Annotated in this window: 13 protein-coding genes and 1 pseudogene; 8 read left to right on the forward strand and 6 right to left on the reverse strand. The window is 74.9% G+C overall.

Annotation, left to right across the window (positions count from 1 at the left end; all coding sequences use genetic code 11):
* The first annotated feature begins 39 nt into the window (after positions 1–39).
* From tatC to BJP25_RS08700, 5 genes are all read left to right on the forward strand, one after another.
* Complete coding sequence (tatC, locus tag BJP25_RS08680) at positions 40–936, forward strand: twin-arginine translocase subunit TatC (RefSeq protein ID WP_084793878.1); 897 nt, start codon at positions 40–42, stop codon at positions 934–936.
* 72 nt (positions 937–1,008) lie between these two features.
* Positions 1,009–1,890 carry a diacylglycerol/lipid kinase family protein gene (locus tag BJP25_RS08685; RefSeq protein ID WP_233158006.1) on the forward strand — a complete coding sequence of 294 codons (882 nt, stop codon included), beginning with the start codon at positions 1,009–1,011 and terminating at the stop codon, positions 1,888–1,890.
* 69 nt (positions 1,891–1,959) lie between these two features.
* Positions 1,960–4,743, forward strand: coding sequence for a DEAD/DEAH box helicase (locus tag BJP25_RS08690; protein ID WP_075974332.1), 2,784 nt, complete (start codon positions 1,960–1,962; stop codon positions 4,741–4,743).
* Positions 4,744–4,968: 225 nt separating this feature from the next.
* On the forward strand, positions 4,969–5,691 hold the full coding sequence (locus tag BJP25_RS08695; protein ID WP_075974333.1) for a DUF4333 domain-containing protein: 723 nt from the start codon (positions 4,969–4,971) through the stop codon (positions 5,689–5,691).
* An 87-nt stretch (positions 5,692–5,778) separates the two neighbouring features.
* Positions 5,779–6,972, forward strand: coding sequence for a GNAT family N-acetyltransferase (locus BJP25_RS08700; protein WP_075974334.1), 1,194 nt, complete (start codon positions 5,779–5,781; stop codon positions 6,970–6,972).
* A gap of 10 nt (positions 6,973–6,982) precedes the next feature.
* Here the strand turns inward: BJP25_RS08700 and BJP25_RS08705 are convergent, their stop codons facing one another.
* A complete protein-coding gene (locus BJP25_RS08705) occupies positions 6,983–7,909 on the reverse strand; it encodes a 5'-3' exonuclease (RefSeq protein WP_075974335.1) in 927 nt (308 codons plus the stop codon).
* 106 nt (positions 7,910–8,015) lie between these two features.
* On the opposite strand from BJP25_RS08705, the gene BJP25_RS08710 reads away from it, so the two are divergent.
* Together BJP25_RS08710 and BJP25_RS08715 are read left to right on the forward strand one after the other, a co-directional pair.
* The gene (locus BJP25_RS08710; RefSeq protein WP_075974336.1) at positions 8,016–9,128 is read left to right on the forward strand and encodes a M24 family metallopeptidase; all 1,113 of its coding nucleotides are present in this window, start codon (positions 8,016–8,018) and stop codon (positions 9,126–9,128) included.
* Positions 9,128–9,577, forward strand: coding sequence for an Lrp/AsnC family transcriptional regulator (locus tag BJP25_RS08715; RefSeq protein ID WP_075974337.1), 450 nt, complete (start codon positions 9,128–9,130; stop codon positions 9,575–9,577). Before BJP25_RS08710 ends, BJP25_RS08715 begins: the two co-directional genes overlap by 1 nt.
* A gap of 15 nt (positions 9,578–9,592) precedes the next feature.
* Here BJP25_RS08715 and BJP25_RS36530 read toward each other — a convergent pair.
* The 5 genes and pseudogenes from BJP25_RS36530 to BJP25_RS08740 form a co-directional block, all read right to left on the reverse strand.
* Positions 9,593–10,000 (reverse strand): annotated as a pseudogene (locus BJP25_RS36530) (GNAT family N-acetyltransferase); the annotation flags it as partial.
* Between the two features lie 88 nt (positions 10,001–10,088).
* Entirely contained in the window at positions 10,089–10,901 is an 813-nt protein-coding gene (locus BJP25_RS08725) for an alpha/beta hydrolase fold domain-containing protein (protein WP_075974338.1), read from the reverse strand.
* 72 nt (positions 10,902–10,973) lie between these two features.
* A complete protein-coding gene (locus tag BJP25_RS08730; RefSeq protein ID WP_075974339.1) occupies positions 10,974–11,516 on the reverse strand; it encodes a hypothetical protein in 543 nt (180 codons plus the stop codon).
* Positions 11,513–12,010, reverse strand: coding sequence for a hypothetical protein (locus BJP25_RS08735; RefSeq protein ID WP_143218956.1), 498 nt, complete (start codon positions 12,008–12,010; stop codon positions 11,513–11,515). Before BJP25_RS08735 ends, BJP25_RS08730 begins: the two co-directional genes overlap by 4 nt.
* A gap of 67 nt (positions 12,011–12,077) precedes the next feature.
* Positions 12,078–13,880: an acyl-CoA dehydrogenase gene (locus BJP25_RS08740; protein ID WP_075974341.1), complete on the reverse strand. Its 1,803-nt coding sequence runs from the start codon at positions 13,878–13,880 to the stop codon at positions 12,078–12,080.
* A gap of 195 nt (positions 13,881–14,075) precedes the next feature.
* Between BJP25_RS08740 and BJP25_RS08745 the strand changes: the two genes are divergently transcribed.
* Positions 14,076–14,714 (forward strand): TetR/AcrR family transcriptional regulator, encoded by a 639-nt coding sequence (locus BJP25_RS08745; RefSeq protein ID WP_233157975.1) that lies wholly within the window; start codon positions 14,076–14,078, stop codon positions 14,712–14,714.
* Positions 14,715–14,718: the final 4 nt, after the last annotated feature.

Here is a 14,718-nt window from a genome sequence, read left to right on the forward strand (position 1 = left end):
CGGAAGCTGCGCAGCCGCAGGCACAACCCCGATGGCACGATGGCGCTGCGGGAGCACCTGTACGAGCTGCGCAACCGGCTCGGGTTGGCGGTCCTGGCCATCCTGGCGGGCGGGGTGTTCGGGTTCATCTGGTTCTTCACCCGCTTCGGCCCGGTGCCGTCGCTGGGCGACATCCTGCTCCAGCCGTACTGCTCGCTGCCCGCTGACCTGCGGTTCAACCCGAACGGGTCCTGCCAGCTGCTCCAGACCCAGCCGTTCGAGGCGTTCCTGGTGCAGTTCAAGGTGGGCATCGCCGCGGGTGCGGTGATCACCGCGCCGCTGTGGCTGTACCAGGTGTGGGCGTTCATCACCCCGGGGCTGCACAAGCACGAGCGGCGCTTCGCCGGGACGTTCGTGCTGTTCGCCTCGCTGCTGTTCCTGGCGGGCGGGTTCCTGGCGTTCTACGTGATCCCGCAGGGCCTGGAGGTGCTGGTCTCCTTCGGCGGGTCGTTCTTCATCACCGCGCTCAACGCCAGCGACTACATCTCGTTCGTGCTGGTCATGCTGCTCATCTTCGGGGTGAGCTTCGAGATGCCGCTGCTGGTGATCATGCTGAACCGGGTGGGCGTGCTGCCGTACGCCAACCTCAAGCGGTGGCGCCGCGGGATGATCTTCGCGCTGTTCGTCTTCGCGGCGTTCGCCACGCCGGGCACCGACCCGATCTCGATGGTCGCGCTCGCGGTGGCGATGACGGTGCTGCTGGAGGTCGCGGTGCAGGTCTCGCGGGTGCACGACCGGCGCAAGGCGCGGCGGGAGGCCGCGGCGCTGGGCGGCCCGCTCGACGACGACGAGGCGACGCCGTCGTCGGCGCTGTTCGCCACCGAGCCGGACCCCGCGGCGGACCCCCAGCCGGTCCAGCCCGCCGAGCAGGTCAAGCGGACCGACGACATCACCTGACCGGACCCGCCCCGCGACCCCCGCGCGCGGGGGATGATGTGCGCCGGTGATCGGGAGGTGGCGGTGGCGGGTCTGCGGGTCGCGGTGGTGGTGCACGCGGCGTCCGGCCACGGTGCGGCGGCGCGGGTGGCGCCCCGGGTCGTGGAGCGGTTGTCCGGCGTGGTGTCGCGGGTGACGGTGGTGGAGGCCGACACCGTCGAGCGGTCGCGGGCGGGGTTGCTGCGGGCCAGGGACGCGGGGCTGGACGTGGTCGTGGTGGTGGGTGGGGACGGGTCGGTCCACCAGGCGGTGCAGTTCTGCGCGGAGCACGGGGTGGCGCTGGCGGTCGTGCCGTCGGGGACGGGCAACGACCTGGGGCGCGCGCTCGGGGTGCCCGCGCGGGCCGCCGAGGCGGTGGAGGCGGTGGTGGCGGCGCTGGGCGCGGGTGCCCGGCGGCGGGTGGACCTGGGGCGGGTCGCCGGTGGGGCGTGGTTCGCGAGCGTGCTGTGCGCGGGGTTCGACTCGGCGGTGAACGAGCGGGTGAACCGGATGCGCTGGCCGCACGGGCGCAGGCGCTACGACCTGGCGATCGTGGCGGAGTTGGCGGCGCTGTCGCAGCGGACGCTGGTGGTGGACACCGACGGCGGGCGGTTGGAGTTGGCGGCGACGATGGTGGCGGTGGGCAACACCGGCTTCTACGGCGGGGGCATCCCGGTGTGCCCGCGGGCCGATCCGGCGGACGGGGTGTTCGACCTGACCGTGGTGGGGCAGATGTCGAGGTGGGACCTGGTGCGGATGCTGCCGACGCTGCGCACGGGGGAGCACGTCGGGCACCCGGCGGTGCGGACGCTGCGGGCGCGGCGGGTGTCGCTGGGCGGGGACAACGAGTGGGTGGCCTACGCCGACGGGGAGCGGTTGGGGCCGCTGCCGGTGGTGGTGGAGTGCGTGCCGGGGGCCTTGGAGGTGGTCGGGTGAGGGCTGGTCGGGTGGGGTGCGTGCGGAGTTCGCGCGACGAGTGTCGGGGTGTTGTGGAAGTCTTGGGGTGTGTCTGACAGTTCCCCCTTGTCCCCCGCCGAGCGGTACGCGGCGTCGCGGCGCAGGTCGCAGAACCCGAGGTTGACGGAGTTCGCGGCCGGGTTGTCCTTCGAGATGGACCCCTTCCAGGTTCGCGGGTGCGAGGCGCTGGAGCAGGGGCACGGCGTGCTCGTGTGCGCGCCGACCGGTGCGGGCAAGACCGTGGTCGGGGAGTTCGCGGTCCACTTGGCGCTGTCGGAGGGCCGCAAGTGCTTCTACACCACGCCGATCAAGGCGTTGTCGAACCAGAAGTTCGCGGACCTGACCGCGCGGTACGGGGCGAAGTCGGTGGGGCTGCTCACCGGTGACACCTCGATCAACGGCAGCGCGCCGGTGGTGGTGATGACCACCGAGGTGCTGCGGAACATGCTCTACGCGGAGTCGACGGCCCTGGAGGGGCTGGGCTACGTGGTGATGGACGAGGTGCACTACCTGGCCGACCGGTTCCGCGGCGCGGTGTGGGAGGAGGTGATCCTGCACCTGCCGGAGTGGGTGACGCTGGTGAGCCTGTCGGCCACGGTGTCCAACGCCGAGGAGTTCGGCGAGTGGCTGGTGGCGGTGCGCGGGGACACCTCGGTGGTGGTCGACGAGCACCGGCCGGTGCCGCTGTGGCAGCACATGCAGGTCGGCACCCGGATGATGGACCTGTTCGCGGGTGAGGAGCAGGGCGGCGGGGACCTGGCGATCAACCCGACGCTGCTGCGGCGCACCGAGGAGGCGGGCAGGCTGCACGCGCCATGGCACGGTCCCAAGGCGCGCGGGGGTCGGGCCGGTGGGCAGCGGGGGCCGCGGTTCCGGCCGCCGTCGCGGGTGGAGGTGGTGGAGCGGTTGGGGGCCGCGGACCTGCTGCCCGCGATCGTGTTCGTGTTCTCGCGCGCGGGGTGCGAGGCGGCGGTGTCGCAGCTGGCCCGGTCGGGGTTGCGGTTGAACTCCGAGGAGGAGGCGGCCGAGGTCCGGGTGATCGTGGAGTCCAAGACCCGGGAGCTGCCCGACGCGGACCTGGCGGTGCTGGGGTACTGGGAGTGGCGCGACGCGTTGGAGCGGGGGTTCGCCGGGCACCACGCGGGGATGCTGCCCGCGTTCAAGGAGACGGTGGAGGAGCTGTTCGTCCGCGGGCTGGTCAAGGCGGTGTTCGCGACGGAGACGCTGGCGCTGGGCATCAACATGCCCGCGCGCACGGTGGTGCTGGAGCGGTTGGTCAAGTACAACGGCGAGGCGCACGTGGAGCTGACGCCGGGGGAGTACACGCAGCTGACCGGTCGGGCGGGGCGGCGGGGGATCGACGTGGAGGGGCACGCGGTCGTCGTCTGGCAGCCGGGGGTGGACCCCAAGCAGGTGGCGGGGTTGGCCTCGACGCGCACGTACCCGCTGCGGTCGTCGTTCCGGCCGGGCTACAACATGGCGGTGAACCTGGTCGACCGGATGGGGGCGGGGCGGGCGCGGGAGATCCTGGAGCAGTCGTTCGCGCAGTTCCAGGCGGACCGGTCGGTGGTGGGCCTGTCGCGCAAGGTCGACCGCAACCGCGACGCGCTGGCCGGGTACGCCGAGTCGATGACCTGCCACCTGGGTGACTTCACCGAGTACGCCTCGCTGCGCAGGCAGATCGGGGAGCGGGAGAAGGCGTTGTCGCGGCAGTCGCGGGCGGTGGGGCGCGCGGAGGCGGCGCACTCGCTGGAGCAGCTGCGCAAGGGGGACGTGATCGCGGTGCCGACCGGGCGGCGGTCGGGGTTGGCGGTGGTGATCGACCCGGGGGTGGACGCGAGCGGTGAGCCGCGGCCGCTGGTGGTGACCGAGGACCGGTGGGCCGGGCGGTTGTCGGTGGCGGACTTCCCCGGGCCGGTGTCGGCGCTGGGGCGGGTGCGGTTGCCCCGGCAGGTGGACACGCGCTCGCCGCGGTCGCGGCGGGACCTGGCCTCGGCGTTGCGCGACAGCGGCATCAGCGTGCCGACGCGGTCGCGGCGCGGGCGCCGGGGTGGGGAGTCGGGGGAGGACGCGGACCTGGCCGCGCTGCGGCGGGCGCTGCGGGCGCACCCGTGCCACGGGTGCCAGGACCGGGAGGCGCACGCCCGGTGGGCCGAGCGCTACCAGCGGTTGCTGGCGGAGACGGAGTCGGTGGAGCGCAAGGTGGCGGCGACGACGCACTCGCTGGCGCGGGCGTTCGACCGGATCCGGGCGCTGCTGGCCGACCGCGGGTACCTGGCCCCGGGGGAGGGGGAGCGGGCGGGTGAGCAGGTGGTGACCGAGCACGGGCGGCGGTTGGCGCGGCTGTACTCGGAGTCGGACCTGTTGGCCGCGGAGTGCCTGCGCAACGGGGTGTGGGAGGGGTTGCCGGGGCCGGAGCTGGCGGCGGTGGTGTCGTGCCTGGTGTACGAGGCGCGGCGGGACGGGCCGATGGAGTCGCGGTTGCCCGGTGGGGCGGTGGCCGACGCGGTGGCCGAGACGCAGCGGTTGTGGGCGGAGCTGGAGGCCGACGAGCGCCACCACCGGTTGGACCGCACGCGCCAGCCGGACCCCGGGTTCGCCTGGACGGTGCTGCGCTGGGCGCGCGGGGAGTCGCTGGAGCGGGTGATCACCGCGGCGGAGTCGGTGGGCCAGGAGCTCTCCGCCGGTGACTTCGTGCGCTGGTGCAGGCAGGTCATGGACCTGCTCGACCAGATCGCGTCGGTGGTGGGCCGGGGTGACCCGGTGGGGGCCGCGGCCGACCAGGCGGTGCGGGCGATCCGCCGGGGGGTGGTGGCGCTGGCGGCCACCTGATCGCCCGATCAGGTGGTGGGACGGGCCGGTCGGGGCGGGTGCGCCGGGGTGCTGGTCCGTCCGGGTGACCGGCATAGGCCCGCCTTACGGCGGGGGTGCGACCGTGGGCGGTGCCGGGTGGGTGCGGTGGGTCAGGCTGTGGTTTGATCGCGCCCAAGCGGTGACCGGTGGGCTGGGCCCCAGGGGGTCCGGCCGCGCGACCTGAGGACTGGCGGAGGCGAGACCATGAGCAGCCCCTACGGGCCGTCCGGCGGGCAGGACCCCCAGCAGCAGTGGGGCCAGCAGCCCTACGGGGGCGGCAACCCGCCGGGGACGCCGTCCGGTGGGTTCCCGCAGCAGGGCGGTTACCCGCAGCAGCCGCAGTCGCCGTACCCGCCGGAGCAGGGCCAGTACGGCTACCAGCAGCAGTCGCCGTACCAGCCGACCCAGCAGCAGCCCCAGCCCGGTCAGCCCCAGCCGACGCAGCAGTACCCGAACCAGCCGCAGGGCTACGGGCCGCCGACCGGTCAGCAGGCGGCGCCGTTCGGGCAGTACAACCCGAACCAGCCGCTCAACCCGAACCAGCCGCAGGGTGGTCCCGGTGGGTTGCCGCCGGGCTACCCGGGCGCGCCGCCCGCGAAGAAGCGCGGTGGGGCGGGCATCTGGATCGCCGTGGTGGTCGTGGTGCTGCTGGTGGGGGCGTTCGCGGTGACGGCGTTCGTGACCCCGGGCTTCCTGGTGACGAAGGTGTTCGACCAGGGCGCGGTGCAGGACGGGGTGAAGGGCGTCCTGACCGGCAAGTACTCGGTGGCCGACGTGGAGTCGGTGTCGTGCCCGGCCGACCAGGAGGTCAAGAAGGACGCGCGGTTCTCCTGCAAGGTCACCATCGGCGGCCAGGAGAAGACGGTGAACATCACCGTGCGCAGCGATGACGGCGAGTACGAGGTCGCCCCGCCGCTCGACAACTGACCGGGTCCCACCCGTCGCGGCTCCCCGGGGGCGCGCGCCCGCTATTGCGGTCGCGCGCCCCCGGTGCGTGCGGGCAGTATCGGGTGGGTGAGCGACTTGGAGATCCGCCCGCTGCGCGAGGACGAGCAGCGCCCCGCCCAGACCTTGTTCATGCGCAGCCTGCACCGGCCGCCGGTGTCGGACGCGCAGTGGGAGTGGTTGGGGGACTCGTTCGAGCCGGGGCGCACCTGGGGCGCGTTCGCGGGGGACGTGCTGGCGGGGACGGCGTTGTCGTGGGGTTCGCGGTTGCGGGTGCCGGGCGGGCAGGAGCGCGGGGTGGCGCTGGTGACCAGGGTGGGGGTGCGGGCCGACCACCGGCGGCGGGGCGCGTTGACGGCGTTGATGCGCGCGCAGTTGGCGGACGTGGCCGCCCGGGGTGAGGTGTTCGCGGCGCTGCGGGCGACGGAACCGGTGATCTACGGGCGGTTCGGCTACGGCGTGGGGGTGCTGGCGCAGCGGGCGGTGGTGGTGCGGGACAAGGCCGTGTTCCACCCGGGGCTGCCGGTGGCCGGTGAGGTGCGGTTGGTGGGGACCGAGGGCGTGGTGGACCTGCTGTCGGCGCTGTACGACCGGGTGGCGCGCGACCGGGTGGGGTCGGTGGCGCGGCCGCGGGCGCTGTGGAACACCTCGATCGGGTGGTCGACCGGCACCGACACCCACCAGCAGGTCGCCGTCCACACCGGTCCGGACGGCGACGACGGGTTCGCGGTGTTCTCCACCGCGCGGTCCGGGGACAAGACGGTGGCGACGGTGACCGACCTCAAGGGCGCGACGCCGGAGGCGGTGAACGCGCTGTGGCGGTTCCTGGTGTCGATCGACCTGCTCGACGAGGTGGACGTGCTCTCCCGCCCGCTGGACGAGCAGGTGCGGGCGATGTTCACCGACCCGCGGGCGGTGCGGGAGGTGACCCAGTCCAACGACCTTTCCCTGCGCCTGGTGGACGTGCCCGCCGCGCTGGCGGCGCGGTCGTGGGCGGGGGAGGCGGTGCTGCGGGTGGCCGACCCGTTCCTGCCGGAGAACTCCGGCACCTACCGCGTCTCGCCCTCCGGTATGTCCACTGTGGAGGAGGTGGCGGACGTGGAGCTGGGGGTGGACGTGCTGGCGCAGCTGTACCTGGGCGCGGTGCGGCCGTCGGCGCTGGCCGACGTCGGCAGGCTGCGGCTGTCCGGTGTGGACGCCGCGGCCCGGGTGGACGCCGCGTTCGCGGTGGACCGACCCGCGTGGGCGGGCACGTTCTTCTGACCCGGCCCGCTCAGGCGCCCAGGGCGGTGAGGAGGCGGTCGACGGCGCTGCCGAGGCCCCAGCGCTCCTGCAACGACCTGACCCGGTCCACGTCGGCCACCGGGTGCGGCACCTCGGGCACCCCGGTGGCCTCGATGGCGGCGTCGGTGGCCACCTGCACCACCAGGGGTGCCTTGGCCAGGTAGTCCGCGTCGGCCTCGAACGCCGAGCGCACCCGCAGCGGCACGTCCCCGTCCCCGCGCGCCGCGGCGTCGACCAGGGCCGCCAGCGACCCGAACCGGGTGATGAGCTTGGCGGCGGTCTTCTCCCCGATGCCGGTGATGCCGGGCAGGCCGTCGGAGGGGTCGCCGCGCAGCACGGCCATGTCCGCGTAGGCCTGGCCCACCGGCGGCAGCCCGTACTTGGCCGCCAGTTCCGCCGGGCCCACCACCTCGGCCTTGGACCAGCCGCGGCCGACGTAGACCACCCGGACCGGCGTCGGCTCGTCGCGCACGCACTGGAACAGGTCGCGGTCGCCGGTGATGACCTCCACCGGGGCGGCGCGCTCGCGGTGGGCGAGGGTGCCGATGACGTCGTCGGCCTCGTAGCCGCGGGCCTGCGCGGTGGCGATGCCCAGCGCGTCGAGCAGGTCGAGGATGATCGGCACCTGCGGGGTGAGGGTGTCGGGGACCTCCTCCTCGTTGCGGGCGGGGTCGGCCACCCGCTGCGCCTTGTAGCTGGGGATCGCCTCGACCCGGAAGGCCGGGCGCCAGTCGGCGTCGAGGCAGGCGACCAGCCGCGAGGGGCCGCGCTCGGTGATGACCTGGGCGATCATGCCCGCGAACCCGCGCACGGCGTTGACCGGCACCCCGTCCGGGGAGGTCATGGACTCGGGCAGGGCGAAGAAGGACCGGAAGTACAGGCTTGCCGAGTCCAGCAGTACGAGGGGGCCGCTCACGGGGGCAGCCTGCCACACCGCGGGGCGTGGGCGGGGCGGTCCCGGTCCCCGTGTCGGGTGCGCTTCGCGGCTCCGCGGTGTCGGTGGGCGGCGATAGGGTGGGGCCATGGTGAGTGCGGACTTGTTGCGGGCGCGGCTGGACCGGGCCAGGGCGGCGGCGGCCGAGGCGGGGGTCGGGGCGCTGGTGGTGGCCCCGGGGTCGGACCTGCGGTACCTGGTGGGCGGGACCGTGGTGTCCCACGAGCGGTTCACCAGCCTCGTGCTCCCGGTGGCGGGTCCGCCCGTGCTGGTGGTGCCCAAGCTGGAGGCGCCCGGGTACGCCCCCTACGACCTGCCCGGCCTGGGCGTGGAGTTCGCGACCTGGGTCGACGGGGAGGACCCGTACGCGCTGGTGCGCGCGGCGGTGGGTGAGCCGGGCGCGGTGGCGCTGGGGGACATGCTGCCCGCGCTGCACGTGCTGGGGTTGCGCGCGGCGCTGCCCGGGGTCGAGCAGGTGCTCGCCGGGCCGGTGCTGCGCGGGCTGCGGATGGTCAAGGACGCCGCCGAGGTCGAGCAGCTGCGGGCTGCGGGCGCGGCCATCGACCGGGTGCACGCCAGGATGGGGGAGTGGCTGCGCGCCGGGCGCACCGAGGCCGAGGTGGCCGCCGACATCGCCGCGGCCATCGTCGCCGAGGGGCACGCGACGGCCAAGTTCGTCATCGTCGGCTCCGGGCCCAACGGGGCCAGCCCGCACCACGACGTGTCCGACCGGGTCATCGAGACCGGGGACGTGGTGGTCGTCGACATCGGCGGCCCGCTGGGGTCGGGGTACTGCTCGGACTGCACCCGCACCTACGCCGTCGGGCAGCCGCGCGACGCCGACGTGGCCGAGGCCTACGCGGCCCTGCAGCGGGCGCAGGCGGCGTCGGTGGCCGCGGTGCGCCCGGGGGTCAGCGCCGAGTCGGTCGACGCGGTGGGCAGGCAGGTGCTCGCGGACGCGGGCCTGGCCGAGTTCTTCATCCACCGCACCGGCCACGGCATCGGCCTCGACGGGCACGAGCACCCCTACATCGTCGCGGGCGACACCACCGAACTCGTCCCGGGCATGGCGTTCAGCGTGGAGCCCGGCGTGTACTTCCCCGGCCGCTGGGGCGCGCGGATCGAGGACATCGTGGTGGTCACCGACGACGGCGTGGAGCCGCTCAACACCCGCCCGCACGAGCTGGTGGTGCTGGGCTGATGGCCGAGCTGGAGCCGCTGGACAAGGCCATCGCCCGCGAGCTGGCCGCCGACGGCCGGTGCAGCTTCACCGACCTGGCCGAGCGGGTGGGGCTGAGCGTGTCGGCGGTGCACCAGCGGGTGCGCAGGCTCGAACAGCGCGAGGTCATCCGCGGCTACGCCGCCCGGCTCGACAGCCACGCCATCGGCCTGCCCCTCACGGCGCTGATCTCGCTGACCCCGATCGACCCGGCCGCCCCCGACGACTACCCGCAGCGGCTGGAGCACATCGCCGAGATCGAGTCCTGCTACTCGGTGGCCGGGGACGAGTCCTACGTGCTGCTCGTGCGCGTGCGCACCCCCGCCGACCTGGAGGAGCTGCTGCGCAAGATCCGGGAGGCGGCCAAGGTGTCCACCCGGACCACGGTGGTGCTGTCCACCCCGTACGAGGGGCGCTCGCCCGCGCTGTAGCCGGAAGGTGGCGATCCGCAGGCCGGGGACCGGGGTCGTGGTGCCCGTCCTGGTGAACCCGGCGGACTCGTAGAGGGCCACGGCGGGGGCGTTGTCGGCGCCGGTGGACACGGTGAGGTCGCCGGTCGTGCGGTCCAGCACCGCCGCCACCAGCCGAGCGCCCAGCCCGCGGCGGAACCAGGCCGGGTCCACGCACAACCGGTCGATGTCGTTGTCGGCGTAGGCGGCGAACGCCACCGGGCCCGGGGCGAGCACCCCCAACCAGGTCAGCGGCCGCGCCCGCAGCTGGGTGAGGTCCTCGCCCAGCGCGGGGATCCCGGCGAAGCCGATCAGCTCGGCCTCGACCCGGTAGGCGCGCAGACCCACCTCGTGCACGGCCGTGGCCACGGCGTCGTCGTCGATGTCGAGCTCCACGACCTCCACACCGGTGTTCTACACCCGGGGCGGCCGCGCCGCAGGCGCGGACCACCGCTGGGGCCTGCCCGATCGGCGGCGGGTCGCGCGGGGCAGGTCAGCTGGCGGCGATGGCGTCGGCGACCATCGCCATGGTGCTGCGGGCCCGCACGGGGTCCTCGGTGAGGAAGTAGTGGTCGACGCCGGGGGTCTCGTGGTGGGTGACCGCCACCCCCGCTTGGCCCAGCCGCCGCACGTAGGTCTCGCCGTCGTGGCGCAGGGTGTCGCGGCCCGCGGTGAGGACGAGCGCGGGGGGCAGCCCGGACAGGTCCGGGGCCAGGGCGGGGGAGGCGTAGGGGTGCGAGCGGGTCGCCGGGTCCGGGAAGTACACGCGGCGCACCAGGGCCCGCAGCTCCGGCGAGATCATGCCCGGACCGGTCGGCAGCTCGGAGGCCAGGTCGAGCGCGGGCACGCCGAGCACCTGCAACCGCGGCGCGCACGACCCGCTGTCGCGCGCTTGCAGGCACACCGACGCGGCCAGCCCGCCGCCGGAGGAGAACCCGCCCACGCTCACCCGCCCGTAGCGGCCCGCCGCCCACGCGGTCACGTCGTGGCACTGCTCCTGGGCCACCGGGAACGCGACGTAGGGCCCGGTGCGGAAGTCGACGTTGAGCACCGCGCGGCCGGTGGTGGCGGCCAGGTAGCGGCACCACCAGTCGTCCATCCCCGGGTACCGCATCAGCCACGCCCCGCCGTGGAAGTGCACGTGCGCGGCGGAGTCGTCGGCCTCCGGCGACCGGTAGACGCGCACCGGCACCCGCCCGTGCCGGGTGCCCACCCGCACCTTGGCGGGCCGGGGCAGGTCGCGCCCGGCGAAGCGCAGCCGCTCGCCGTAGCGCACGGTGAACCGCGCCGTGGCGTGCATGATCATCGCCGACACCCGGTCATCCAGACGCACCCCCTGGGTTCGCCGCCCGGCCCGGCGCGGATTGGCCGCGGGTCCTCAGCCCGCGCCGATGCCCTCCACGGCCGCGACCAGCCAGCCCCCGGGGGTGCGGGTCATCGACACCGCGTACGAGGCGTGGCGGGCGGTCGGCGCGCTGCCCGGGGCCTCCACCAGCACCCCGACCGCGGCCAGGACGGTGGCCGTGCCCGCGTCCGGGTCGACCTCCTCCACCGCCGCGTCGTGCACCACCGCCGTGCTGCGCGTGCGGGCGCCCACGACCGCCTGCCGGTCGGCCGCGCGGCGGGCGCGCACCGCCTCCAGCTGCGCGCCGGTCGAGACCTGCTCCTGGGCGTCGAGGTCGGCGTCGATCGAGGTCCACCGCTCGGTGTTGAGCGCGGCCACCCCGCGCCGGGCCGCGGCGAGTGCGCCGTCGCGGGCGTCGGTGAGGCGCACCTCCACCGGGTCCTGGTCGAGCGGGCTCGCCGAGACCCGGCTGCCGCCCGCGGACAGGGCCAGCACCAGCACCCCCGCCGCGACCGCCACCGCGACCAGCGCGCTCACCAGCGGCAGCGCCCACCCCCGGCGCGACCCGGGCCTCATCGCACGCCGTAGAGGTCGATGCCGGTCGCCTTCCACACGCCCTCGTCGCGCACCAGCGCCACCGTGAACCGGGTGGGCGTGGAGCGCACCAGGTCGGTGCCCGCCCGGCCGGTGCGCCGCTCGGCGAACACCACCGCGCTCGCGGAGCGCGCGTCCAGCGACCGCACCGCCACCCGGGACACCGTCGTCGTCTGCACCACCCCGCCGCCCGCCGCGCCGACCTGGCGCGCCAGGGTGCCCAGCTGGGTGGACAGGCTGCCCGCGGTCAGCTCGCGCACCCGCGCCCGGTACCCGTCGACATCGCCCGTGGAGTAGGACAGCAGCGCCTCGGACACCGCCACGACCTGCCGCCGGACCTCCGCGGTGCCCCGCGCGTCGACCAGCGCCCGGTTGACCCCGCCCATCGGCTGCGCGGTCGCCGCGGTCGGGCACAGCAGCGCCACCGCCGCGACCGCGACCGCCAGGCACGCCCCCCGCATGGCCCCTCGACCCATGCCCGGAGTATCCCAGACGCGAGTGCGCCTCACCGGGCGCCGAGCTGTCGGGCGGACCACAGCCCGCCTACAGCCAGGCCGGGTCCAGGTCGGTGGTGGTGCGGTCGAGCGCGGCCAGCAGGTCCAGCTGCGGGCCGGTGCGCGGCAGCTCGTAGCGGAAGAAGTACCGGGCCGCGGCCCGCTTGCCCGCCCGCAGGTCGTCCTCGCCGTCGCCCGCGGTGAGGAACTGCTCCAGCCACACCCACGCCACCACGACGTGCCCCGCCGCCTCCAGGTACAGCGACGCGTTGGCCAGCCGCACCGTCGGGTCCGGCTCGGTGTGCAGGGCGGCGGTGACCTCCAGCAGCCTGCCCAGCGAGCCGTCGAGCGCGGCGCCCAGCTCGGCGGCCTCGCCCCCGGCCGCGCGGGCGCGGGCCGCGGTGGCGGAGAGCAGCTCGGCCAGCGCCGCCAGGGCGGCGCCGCCCGCCATGGCCGTCTTGCGCCCGAGCAGGTCGATGCCCTGGATGCCGTGGGTGCCCTCGTGGATGGGGTTGAGCCGGTTGTCCCGGTAGTGCTGCTCCACGTCGTACTCGCGGGTGTAGCCGTACCCGCCGTGCACCTGGATGGCCAGGTCGTTGGCCGCCAGGCACCACTGCGACGGCCAGCTCTTCGCGATCGGCGTCAGCACCTCCAGCAGCAGCCCGGCGCGCGCCCGCTCGGCGTCGGACTCCGCGGTGCGCTGCTCGTCGAGCAGCCGCCCGCAGTAGAGCACCAGCGCCAGCGCCCCCTCGACGTAGGACTTCTGCGCCAGCAGCATCCGCCGCACGTCGGCGTGCTCGACCAGCGGCACCTGCGGCTGCGCCGGGTCCTTGCCCGCCACCGGGCGGCCCTGGGCGCGGGTGCGCGCGTACTCCAGCGACTTGAGGTAGCCGGTGTAGCCCAGCGCCGCCGCGCCGGTGCCCACGCCCACGCGCGCCTCGTTCATCATGTGGAACATGGCCGCGAGGCCCTGGTTCTCCTGCCCCACCAGGTAGCCGACCGCACCGGCCTCGCCGCCGGGGGTGTGCGCGCCCTCGCCGAAGTTGAGCAGGGCGTTGGTGGTGCCGCGGTAGCCCATCTTGTGGTTGAGGCCCGCCAGCGCCACGTCGTTGCGCTCGCCCACCTCGCCGTCGGCGTCGAGCAGGAACTTGGGCACCACGAACAGCGAGATGCCCTTGACCCCCGGCGGGCCGCCGGGCACCTTCGCCAGCACCAGGTGCACGATGTTCTCACCGAGCTCGTGGTCCCCGCCGGAGATCCACATCTTGTTGCCGAAGAGGCGGTGGGTGCCGTCCCCGCGCGGTTCGGCGCGGGTGGTGATGTCGGCCAGCGACGAGCCCGCCTGCGGCTCCGACAGGCACATCGTGCCGTGGAAGCGGCCCTCCAGCATGGGCCGCACGAACCGGTCCACCTGCTCGGTCGAGCCGTGCGCGGTGAGCAGGTTGGCGTTGCCGATGGTGAGGAACGCGTACGCCCAGGTGCCCACGTTGGCCGCGGCGAAGTGCGCGGCGCAGGCGGTCTGCACCACCTGCGGCAGTTGCAGCCCGCCGACCTCGGCGTCCATCGCCGCGCCGAGGAACCCGGCCGCCGCCACCGCGTCCAGCGCAGGCCCGACCTCCTCGTGCACCACCGCGCGGCCGTCGGCGAAGCGCGGCTCCTCGACGTCGTTGCGCCGGTTGTGCGTGGCGAACCGCTCCGCGGCGATGTCCCGGCACAGGTCCAGCACCGCGTCGAAGGTCTCCCGGGAGTGCTCGGCGAACCGCTTGCGCGCGGTCAGCCCCGCCACGTCGAGCCAGTCGTAGAGCAGGAACTCCACGTCGCGGCGGGACAGCAGCTGGGACGGCGCTGGCATCGGTGCTCCAGTGGTCGCGGCACGGGTGGGCGGGCCGGGTGGTCCGGCCCGGGCGGTGCGGCCAGGTTAACCCCGGGCGGTCGCGCCCGCGCCCGGTTGTCCACAGCACCGGGCGGACCACCAGACCGCGCGACACACCACCGGGGACACCGCCGAGGGCGCCGACCCGGACAAACACCCGGGTACGGTGTCCCCGTGGTGGCGGAGGCGGGTCGATCGCAGCGGGCGGAGCAGGTGGACGCGACCCGCCAACTGCTGCTGGGCACCGCCGAGCGGCTGTTCGCCGAGCAGGGCCTCTACGCGGTGTCCAACCGGCAGATCAGCGCCGCCGCGGGCCAGGGCAACAACGCCGCCGTGGGCTACCACTTCGGCACCAAGGCCGACCTGGTGCGCGCCATCCTGCTGCGCCACACCGCCCCGATGGAGGCGCTGCGCGCCCCGCTGCTGGAGCGCGCCAAGCGCACCGGCGAGCTGCGCGACTGGGTGGAGTGCCTGGTGCGCCCGCTCACCGACCACCTGTCCGCCCAGGACGGTCCCACCTGGTTCGCCCGGTTCTGCGCCCAGGTGCTCGCCGACCCCACCTTCCGGCCGCTCGCGGAGTCCGACGCGCTGACCTCCCCGGCGCTGCAGGAGGTGCTGGAGGGCCTGCGCGGCTGCCTGGCCGAGCTGCCCGAGCCCACCAGCACCGCCCGCCGCGACATGGTCCGGCTGCTGCTCGTGCACGGCATGGCCGAGCACGAGCTGGCCGCGCCGGAACCGGACTGGGAGACCATCGCGCGCACCACCGTGGACGCGATCACCGGCCTGCTGCTGGCACCGGTGTCCCCGGGCTGACCCC

It is taken from the genome of Actinokineospora bangkokensis (assembly GCF_001940455.1).
GTDB lineage: Bacteria > Actinomycetota > Actinomycetes > Mycobacteriales > Pseudonocardiaceae > Actinokineospora > Actinokineospora bangkokensis.